At 68.0% G+C, this 3,074-nt stretch carries 1 protein-coding gene; it reads left to right on the top strand.

What is annotated here, in order from left to right:
• The coding region (locus ACLBYD_RS30500) for a condensation domain-containing protein (RefSeq protein WP_447819377.1) at positions 1-3,074 on the top strand (3,074 nt) is incomplete at both ends.

Here is a 3,074-nt window from a genome sequence, read left to right as displayed (position 1 = left end):
AACCTGTACGGCCCGACCGAGGCCGCGGTGTCCGTCACCGCCGGTGATGTCACCGACACCTCCGGTGCGTCGGTGCCGATCGGTGTGCCCGAGTGGAACACCCGTGTCTACGTGCTCGACGAGCGTCTGCATCCGGTTCCGGCCGGCGTCGCCGGCGAGTTGTATCTGGCCGGTGCGCAGCTCGCACGTGGTTACTTCGGGCGCCCGGATCTGAGCGCGGAGCGGTTCGTCGCCTCGCCGTTCGGTGACGGGGAGCGTCTGTACCGTACGGGCGACCTGGTGCGCTGGACCCGCGACGGGCAGTTGGACTACCTGTCGCGCACGGACTTCCAGGTGAAGGTGCGTGGGTTCCGTATCGAGCTCGGTGAGATCGAATCCGCCCTGCGTGCGATCGATGTGCTGCGTGATGTCGCGGTCATCGCCCGTGAGGACGAGCGGGTCGGCACCCAGTTGGTTGCGTACGTCGTACCCATCGAAGCCGACACCCTCGACGTGGCGACGGTCAGGAGCGAACTGGCGACGCAGGTGCCGTCGTACATGGTGCCGTCGGCGTTCGTGACGCTCGACGCGCTGCCGCTGAACGTCAACGGCAAGCTCGACCGCAGGGCCCTGCCCGAGCCGGTCTTCGAGACCCGTGAGTTCCGGACCCCCGTCACGCCGGCCGAGCAGGCCGTCGCCGCGGTCTTCGCCGAGGTGCTCGGCGTCGAACGGGTCGGTCTCGACGACGACTTCTTCGAACTCGGCGGCAACTCGCTGCTCGCCACCCAGGTGGCCTCCCGGCTCGGAGCCGCACTCGGCGCGAAGGTTCCGGTGCGTGCCCTCTTCGAGAACACCACCGTCGAATCGCTCGCCGGTGCGGTCGAGTCGCAGCGCGGCGACGACCGCCGGCCTCTCGAAGCCGTCGAGCGGCCCGCACGCATCCCGCTGTCGCTCGCGCAGCAGCGCATGTGGTTCCTCAACCGCTTCGACACCGAATCGTCGGCCTACAACGTGCCGATCGCGATCCGGCTCACCGGCGATCTCGACGTCGACGCGCTGCAGGCCGCCGTCGGCGACGTCGTGGCCCGTCACGAATCGCTGCGCACCTTCTATCCGGAGACCGAGGACGGTCCCGTCCAGGTCATCGTTCCGGCCGCGCAGACGGTTCCCGACCTCACCCCGGTGGACGTGCCGGAGGAGGACATCGTCGTCGCCGTCCAGGAACTCGCGGCGACGATCTTCGACGTCACCACCGCCGTGCCGCTGAGCGCGCGACTGTTCCGGGTCCGCGAATCCGACTACGTCCTCGCGTTCGTGGTCCACCACATCTCCGCCGACGGCTCGTCGATGGGGCCGCTCACGCGCGACCTCATGACGGCCTACGTCGCGCGCTCGCAGGGCGACGCCCCCGTGTGGGAGCCGCTGTCGGTGCAGTACGCCGACTTCGCCATCTGGCAGCGCGAGGTGCTCGGCGACGAGGACGATCCGGAATCGCTGGCCGCCAAGCAGGTCGAGTACTGGAAGCAGGCTCTCGCCGGCCTGCCCGACCAGCTCGATCTCCCGAGCGACCGGCCGCGTCCCGCGGTCCAGTCGTTCCGGGGCGGCCGCGTCGACTTCACGGTCGAGGCCGAACTCCACCGGCGCCTCGCCGACCTCGACCGGCGCACGAACACCACGATGTTCATGGTGCTGCACACCGCGCTCGCGGTGTTCCTCGCACGCATGTCCTCGAGCGACGACATCGCGATCGGCACGCCGATGGCCGGTCGTGGCGAGCGCGAGCTCGACGACCTGATCGGCATGTTCGTCAACACGCTGGTGTTCCGGACCCACGTCGATTCGGACGCGTCGTTCACCGAACTGCTGGGACGGACCCGTGAGGCCGACCTCGGCGCGTTCGCGAACGCCGACGTGCCGTTCGAGCGGCTCGTCGAGGTACTCAACCCCGCACGGTCCACGGCACGGCACCCGCTGTTCCAGGTGGGTCTGTCGTTCCAGAACCTCGCGCAGGCCGCACTCGAACTCCCCGGTCTCACCATCTCCGGTCTCGACACCGACATGGAGATCTCGCAGTTCGACCTGCACCTGATCGTCACCGATCGCTACAGCGACGACGGCACGCCCACGGGCATCACCGGCTACTTCACCTACGCGACCGACCTGTTCGACGAATCGACGGTCGCGGAGTTCGCCGCGCGGTTCATCCGCGTGCTCGACGCCGTGGTCGACGACCCGGCCCTGCCGGTCGGCGATCTGCCCCTCCTCGACACCGCGGAAACCGCGCGAGTGCTCGAGGCGTGGAACGACACCACGCACCCCACCGCCTCGGCGACCCTGGTGGATCTGTTCGACGAGCAGGTTTCGCGGGTGCCGGATGCGACGGCGTTGGTGTTCGAGGGCGAGTCGCTGACCTATGCCGAGTTCGATGCGCGTGTCAATCGTCTTGCGCGCAGGTTGATCTCGGAGGGTGTGGGTCCGGAGTCGACGGTGGCGCTGGCGATGCGTCGCTCGGTCGAGTTGCTGGTCGGTATGTATGCGGTGGTCAAGGCCGGTGGTGTGTACGTGCCGGTGGATCCGGATCAGCCGGACGATCGCAACGCGTACATTCTCGACACGGCTGCTCCGGTGGTGATCCTGTCCACCGAGCGTGACGAGTTCACGGCACCGGGGGAGAAGTCTGTCCCCACCCTGTTCCTCGACAGCCTGGATCTGTCCGAGTTGTCCGCGGCGCCGGTGACCGATACCGAGCGCATCGCGCCGCTGCGTGCGACGAACACCGCGTACGTGATCTTCACGTCGGGTTCGACGGGCCGGCCGAAGGGTGTGGCGGTGCCGCACGCGGCGATCGTCAACCAGTTGCTGTGGAAGCGTGAGCATTTCGGTCTCGGCAGCGACGATGCGGTGCTGTTGAAGACGGTGGCGACCTTCGATCTGTCGGTGTGGGAGTTCTGGTCGGCTCTCGTGTCCGGTGGGCGTGTGGTCATCGCGTCGGCGGACGGTCATCGCGATCCGGCCTATCTGAACCGGCTCCTGACCGAGCAGTCCGTGACGACCCTGCACGTGGTGCCGTCGATGCTCGAAGCATTGATGGTCGA

Source organism: Rhodococcus sp. C26F (genome assembly GCF_053345925.1).
Note: the sequence above shows the minus strand (reverse complement) of the source record. Positions and strands in the feature narration are given on the sequence as shown.